This window comes from Actinocorallia lasiicapitis (assembly GCF_054778695.1).
Map to the genome: position 1 here is coordinate 1 of NZ_BAAGZI010000362.1, position 5,978 is coordinate 5,978.

The 5,978-nt window shown below is 73.0% G+C and carries 4 protein-coding genes; 1 reads left to right on the top strand and 3 read right to left on the bottom strand.

Annotated elements, in window-relative coordinates; translation table 11 throughout:
• A partial coding sequence (locus tag ACYVE7_RS27560; protein WP_460368608.1) for a hypothetical protein occupies positions 1-666 on the bottom strand: 666 nt, incomplete at its 3' end.
• Between ACYVE7_RS27560 and ACYVE7_RS27565 the strand changes: the two genes are divergently transcribed.
• On the top strand, positions 629-1,024 hold the full coding sequence (locus tag ACYVE7_RS27565; RefSeq protein WP_460368609.1) for a hypothetical protein: 396 nt from the start codon (positions 629-631) through the stop codon (positions 1,022-1,024). The genes ACYVE7_RS27560 and ACYVE7_RS27565 overlap by 38 nt on opposite strands.
• A 97-nt stretch (positions 1,025-1,121) precedes the next feature.
• On the opposite strand, the gene ACYVE7_RS27570 is transcribed toward ACYVE7_RS27565, so the two are convergent.
• Together ACYVE7_RS27570 and ACYVE7_RS27575 are read right to left on the bottom strand one after the other, a co-directional pair.
• The gene (locus tag ACYVE7_RS27570) at positions 1,122-1,490 is read right to left on the bottom strand and encodes a hypothetical protein (RefSeq protein WP_460368610.1); all 369 of its coding nucleotides are present in this window, start codon (positions 1,488-1,490) and stop codon (positions 1,122-1,124) included.
• Positions 1,487-3,424, bottom strand: coding sequence for an SseB family protein (locus ACYVE7_RS27575; RefSeq protein ID WP_460368612.1), 1,938 nt, complete (start codon positions 3,422-3,424; stop codon positions 1,487-1,489). The genes ACYVE7_RS27570 and ACYVE7_RS27575 overlap by 4 nt, the downstream gene beginning before the upstream one ends.
• Positions 3,425-5,978: the final 2,554 nt, after the last annotated feature.

The window sequence follows — 5,978 nt, forward strand, 5'->3', positions numbered from 1 at the left end:
GGGGCGGCGGTGGGTGGGGGGGGGGGTGGTGGGTTTGCGGGCTTGGAGGAAGAGGAAGCCGAAGAGGGCGAAGAGGGCGGCCAGCCAGGCGGCCTGGAGGCGGGCCAGGTTGGACAGGGGGGCGTCGGCTGGGTCCGCGGGGCGGATCGCGGCGACGTTCTGGTAGGTGGCCGTGGGCTGGCCGGAGGCGGTCACCGGCTGCTGGGTGTTCGGGTCGATCGGCGGCAGGACGGTGCCCGTCGCCGACGTCGGGACCGTGCTGTTCGGCAGGATCGGGGAGGTCGCGTTGTTCTGCGGCATCACCGCGTTCGGGAGCGTCGGCGCCGTGGACGGCGGGACGGTCGAGGCGGGCGACGGCGTCGCGGACGCCACCGACAGCAGATGGACGACCGTGCGCGGCGCGGCCGTCTTCGAAGAGACCGTCGTGGTGATCCGGATCGTCCCCGACGCCGACGCCGGGATCTTCAGCTTCACCGGGACGAAATCGCCCTTGGCCGTCACCTCGCCCAGGTTGCAGGAGGCACCGGCCTTCGTGCAGGTCGGCGTCAGCCCCACACCCGTGTCGGCCGAGAGCGCCAGCTTCGTGTTCTGGGCCTTCGCGCCCGACGCGTACACATGGACGTCGCCCTTGATCACCTCACCGGGCCGCGCCGTCGGGTTCGGCACCGACAGCACCACGAACAGCTCGGACGCCGGAGGCTTCGACGGGCTGGGCTTCGACGGGCTGGGCGCGGGCGGCGGCGGAGCCGTCTCCGTGGGCGTCGGGGTGGCGGTGCTCGGCTCGGGCGTCGGAGTCTCGGACGGCGGAGGCGGAGGCGGAGGCGTCGGGGTCTCCGACGGAGGCGGAGGAGGAGTCTCGGTCGGTGCCTCCGCCGGTGTCGACGAGGCCGTCTCCGAAGTGGTGGGGGTAGGCGACGGATCGTCGCCGTACGCGGGTGTGGCGATCCCCGTCAGCAGTGTGGCCGCCGCCAGCGCCGAGCCGACTCTCACGTACACGCCCCGATACCTCCGCATTTTCCGATGAAACATCGCGGGCTTCTTTGCCCAATAACGATAGAACCTATGCCAACACGAACAGGTCATCGTTTCAATCGGTTGCCCGGGTTGCTCCCTGGAATGCGTTAGATGAACTCCTCGTGGAGATCCTCGACCTCGGCGCGCGGCGCCCACGTCTGCCAGACGCCATGGTCGATCCGGTCCAGGCCGAGCCGCTCGGCGACCGGGCCGCGACCGCCCGTGTACTCCACGCGCAGCCACGTCTCGTGCTCGCCGACCACCACGAAACGCTCGCCGCGCCACCGGCACGCCGTCCGGACGTAGCGGAGCTTCTCCAGCTCGTCCGGCGCGACGATCCTGCGGTGCCGGCCCGGCCTCACCTCGGCGAACCCCTCGGCCGGCTGGGTGGTGTACAGCCGGACGTCGCCGTCGGAGTGCGGGCTGGCCTCGTACTCGGCGCCCCGCCACATAGCCACATAGCCGTCACGGATCACTGGGGGGACCCCTCTCCACGGGTGCGGGACCACGCCAGGGTGTCGGCGTCGTAGACCGCGACGAACGTCGCCGAGCCGTCCCGGCCGATCGAGTACAGTTCCGCGCCCGACGGCAGCCGCGCGCTGTCGGTCTTGAACTCGCGGATCGTGCCGGCCGAGCCGGGCGCGAACCCGGTGCCGTCGAACGGCCCGTGCTCGACGACCCAGCCGGCGTCGCCCCAGCCCTGCAGCTCGTCCTCGCTGCGGCCGCCGAACGGCACCCGGTACAGGTCCTCGCAGTAGGCGGGCCAGCGCAGCACGTGCACCGACTCGTCGTCGAGACCGAACGGGGAGTCCGGGTAGAGCAGGCCGAGCGCCTGGTAGAGCTGCGCGGGCGTGCGCAGCGCCTCGACGTCGTTCAGCGGATGCACGAACCCGCCGACCCGGTCGTAGCTCTGCTCCAGATACCAGCCGACGTGCCCGTGCGGCAGTACCTTCTGCAGCATCGCCTGGCGCGGCCGCTCCGGCTCCACGACGGGTTCCGGCTCCGCGACGGCCACAGGCGCCCCGTACGGGTGCGCCTGCTGCTGGCCCTGCGGCAGGACGGCCTGGGCGGCCCACGCGTTCAACTCGGCGACCTGCGGGCCCGTCAGCGACGCGCCGATCCGGCTGCCCGGATTGAGGTGCAACGACCATTCGGGACGAGGCCAGCGGGAGATCAGATCGGTGAGGCCGAGCGTCACATAACGGATGTCGCCCACCGATTCGTGCAGCCGGACCAGCGACGTGTAGACGCGCACGTCGGACTGGGCGGCCAGCGCGGCCGTCCAGTCGAAGCCGGGCTCGCCCGGTGCGACGCTCTCGTCGACGGTGTCGGGCACCGGGACGAGGACGGCGGCCGTCAACGCGATCCGCAGGAAGTCGTCGGTGTCGCCCGCCCGGACGGCGTCGTCGAGGTCCTGGTCGACCCGGTTGCCGGGCTCGAAGTCGCCTTGCGGACGTCCGTCCGTCGCCGCCCGCAGCTGGGCGCCCTGGATCGTGGTCTCGATGGGGGTGCCCGGGTCGAGGACCAGCCGCCAGGCCGCTTCCGGCCAGCTCGCCGCCAGCTCCCGGAAGTCCGGCATGACGAACCGGGACTGGCCGACCGACTCGTGCATCCACCGCGGCGACGTGAACGCCAGCACCGCGATCTCACCGCGGACCGGCACCGGACGCCACGGGAAGTCCGCGTCGGCGGGACGCGCACCCCACGGCGTGTCCGGATCGGCGGGGATCATCACCTGGGCGGCGCCGAGGACGGCGAGGAACCCGTCGGTGTCGCGCCGCTGGACTGCTTCGTGGAGCCGCTGCTCCAGCTCGTTCTGCGGTGCGAACGCTTCGGGCCGACGGCCGTTGACCTGGTCGGTCCAGGTCGCGACCAGCGGGAGCTGCTCGCCCGGCAGGGTCGCCGCGACGGGCGTGCCCGGGTTGATCGCGAGCGTCCATGCCGCGTCGGGCCAGTGCCGGACGACGAGCGCGAACGGAATCCGCACATAGTCGACGGCGCCGATGACGTCGCGGAGCCGTTCGGGTGACGTGAACGCGGGCACGGCCGGGTTCCCGTCGATCTCGCCCGGCTGCCACGGGAACCCGGCCCTGCTCGGCCGCGCCCCCGGATCCGTCCCGGCGGGCACCGGCAGCAGCAGCTCGGCCCCCGCCAGCGCACTGACGAGCGCCTCTTCGTCGGCCGCCCGGATCAGGTCCGTCTCGACCGGATTGGCGGGCACGAACCTCCCCCGCTCGACGGGCGCGAAGTCCACCAGCGTCTGCTCGGCGTCGGTCTCGTCCAATCCCCGAGCCCGAGCCACCTCCACATCCCCCGGCCCCGCACCGAGCCCGGCGCCTTCCGGCCCCTGCTCACCACCCGCGAGCCCACCGACACCCTCGGCCCCACGCCCCTCCAGCAGCTCCTCCACCCCGGAATCGCCCCGGGCCCCACCGGATTCCGCTCGCTGCCCGGCCAAGGCGTCATCCCGCCCGTCCGCGTTCAGCCCCCGCTCACCAGAACCAGCCCACGACTCCTCGCCCCCGGCCTCCCGACCCCCACCAGCGGCCCGTTCAACGCCTTCCTGCCCACCACCCGCATAAGGCAGCCCCACACCTTCGCCCGAGCCCGCATACGACTCCTGACCACCCGCCCCGGCCCCCCGGTCAACGTTCTCCCGCCCGGCCCCCACCTGAGGCGGCTCCGCAGCGTCAACCAAGCCCGCATAAGGCTCCTCGCCACCGGCTGCTCCCCGGCGAACACTTTCCCACCCGGCACCGACCTGGGGCAGCTCCGCAGCGTCAACCGCGCCCGCATAAGGCTCCTCGCGCCCTGCACCGGTCACACGGTGAGCACTCTCATGCTCGGCACCGACCTGGGGCAGTCCTGCAGCTTCGGTCGAGCCTGCGTATGGCTCTTCGTGTTCTGCTCCGGTCGCCTGGTGAGCACTTTCTCGCTCGGCACCGACCTGGGGTGGTCCTGCAGTCCCGGTCGAGCCTGCGTACGGCTCTTCGTGTTCTGCTCCGGTCGCCTGGTGAGCACTTTCTCGCTCGGCACCGACCTGGGGCAGTCCTGCAGCCCCGGTCGAGCCTGCGAACAGCTCCTCGCGCTCTGCACCGGTCGCACGGTGGGCACTCTCTCGTTCGGCACTGGCCTGGGGCGGTCCTGCAGCCCCGGTCGCGCCTGGGTACGGACCCTCGGGCTCTGCTGCGGTCGCCCGGTCGGCGCTTTCTCGACCGGGGGTCTGGGGCAGTCCCGTAGCTTCGGCGTTCGGTGCTGGGCCCGCGTATGGCTCCTGGCTACCTGGCCTGGTTGTCCGGGCAATGCCTTCTTGCTCGTTGCGGGCGTGGAGCGGGCTCGCGGCTTCGCCTTCGGGGGTCGAGGCCGTACGCGGCTCTTCGGCACTCGGTGGCTGGGTCTCAGCGGCTGCTCGGTTGGTGGTCTCCTGCGGTATGGCTGCGTAGGGGAGGCCCGTGGTCCCGTGCTGCCGTGCCGGGTCGGTTGGCTGTGCTTCAGCGGTGGGCGTGAGGTAGGGGGGCGCAGGTGGCGGGCCGCTTTGCGGATCGTCGCCCCCTGTTGGGGCTGTCGGCTGGTCAGCGTGTGCTGGCAGGCCGGGTTGTGAACCGTCCTGGTTCGGGGAACCGGGTGCGGGCCGGACGGTGTCAGGGAGGGGGAGCGCGCCGTTGGACGGGGGGGTCCCGTATGGTCCTGCGCCGTTCTGCCCGGTGGCTGCCGTGAAGCCACTGCCGGTCGGGTCCTGGACGCTCGCTGTACGGGCCTCGTTCGGGCCCGGCGCTGCCTGGGCGGTGGGCACGCCGTCGGAACGCGTGCCGATCTCGTGTGGTGGCGGGTAGGAGCCTGGCACGCTGGACGTCCCTGGTAGCGGGTGGCCGCCGGAGGTGCTGGGTCCAGGTGGTGGGGGGGCGGTCGTCGCGCTTGGTCCGGTCAGTGGCGCGTCAGTGCCTGGTGTCGTGTGCTCGCTCGGGGGTTGTGCGCCGGGCTCGGCAGGCCGGCCGTGGGGGGTGCCTGCGGTCTGCCCGGGTGACGTCGAGTGGCGTCCGAATTTCTCGTCCGAGGCGTAGCCGCCGGGTGCGAGATCGGCCGGCTGCGGGTAGCCGTCAGCCGCTGGAATCCCGGCTGTCGGCACGTCAGCGCTCGGCATCGTGTGCTCGGTGCCGCGCAGCCGCGAATCCGTCGGTCGTCCACCGTCTGTGGGCGCTCCGGGCCATGGCCCATGGCCGCCGACGACGCCGTCCGCGGGCTGCGGGAAGACCCCGAGCGCGGGCAGCTCAGCCGACGGGTGGCCGCTGACGGGGGAAGCGCCGGGTCGCGTCGCATCGGTACCCGGGGCGGCGCTGGGAGCCGGGGGATCGGTTCGTGGTGGGTGGGGGGCGGGAAACCCAGGAGGCGTCGCGTTCGGGGCCGGAGCGGGATATTCGCCGGACGGGTAGGTGCCGGGTGCGGCCTGAACTCCAGGCGAGGGATGGACGCCGTAAGCGGCCGGGTCGGCGCTGGGCACCGAGCCGTTGCCCGGCGGGTAGGCGGCGGGCGTAGCCGGATCGTGGACGCCGGTCGGGGGAGCCTCGGGCGGCGTCACGCCTGGCGCGGGTTGCTGCGCTGCGGGAGCGGCGAGATCGCTCGGCGGGGGATAGGCACCGACGAGCGGAGTGGCGGGTGGCGTCGCGTCTGCGCTCGGCACGGGGAATGCGGCCGACGGGTAGAGGCCGGGCCCGGTCGGGGGTGAGTAGGCGCCGCCCGGGGGAGTTCCGGGGAGTGCCCCACTCACGCCAGGCGCGGTCTGGTCTGCGGACGGGTCGTGGCCCAGGGCCGTGGAGTCTGCCGGAGGTGGGTAGGCGCCGACCGGGGGGGTTCCGGGGAGCGCTGCGGTCACGCCGGATGCGGACGGGTCGTGGACCGGGGCCGTCGGGTCGGCGGGGGGCGGGTAGCTGACGGCCGACGCCGTGTACTCGGCCGGCGACGCGTGG